General features: G+C 38.2%; 1 protein-coding gene. It reads right to left on the bottom strand.

The genetic code is table 11. The annotated features are described in order from the left end of the window. Positions 1–316: aminotransferase class III-fold pyridoxal phosphate-dependent enzyme (locus A6F49_RS17410; protein WP_407643847.1), on the bottom strand; the 316-nt coding region annotated here is incomplete at its 3' end. Between the last annotated feature and the right edge of the window lie 95 nt (positions 317–411).

Here is a 411-nt window from a genome sequence, read left to right as displayed (position 1 = left end):
TTCTTAATCCCTGTAAAAAACCTTCAATCGGCGGTACGACACCCATATTACCAGCAACAGGTTCTACGATTACACCAGCAATATCGTCTCCAAATTTTTCGAAAGCGATTTTAAGTGCATCTAAATCATTGTATGGAACTGTAATTGTATTTTTAGCAATACCTTCAGGCACACCAGGAGAATCCGGCAATCCTAATGTTGCCACCCCAGAACCAGCTTTGATTAATAACGAATCACTATGACCATGATAGCAACCTTCAAATTTCACAATTTTATTTCTTCCAGTATAACCACGTGCTAATCTTAAAGTATCCAATGTAGCTTATGTACCAGATGACACCATACGCACTTTTTCTATTGAAGGTACTCGGTCAATAACGAGCTGCGCCAATTTATTTTCAAGTAATGTTG

Source organism: Enteractinococcus helveticum (assembly GCF_001657475.1).
In the GTDB taxonomy this organism is placed as follows: domain Bacteria; phylum Actinomycetota; class Actinomycetes; order Actinomycetales; family Micrococcaceae; genus Yaniella; species Yaniella helvetica.
Note: the sequence above shows the minus strand (reverse complement) of the source record. Positions and strands in the feature narration are given on the sequence as shown.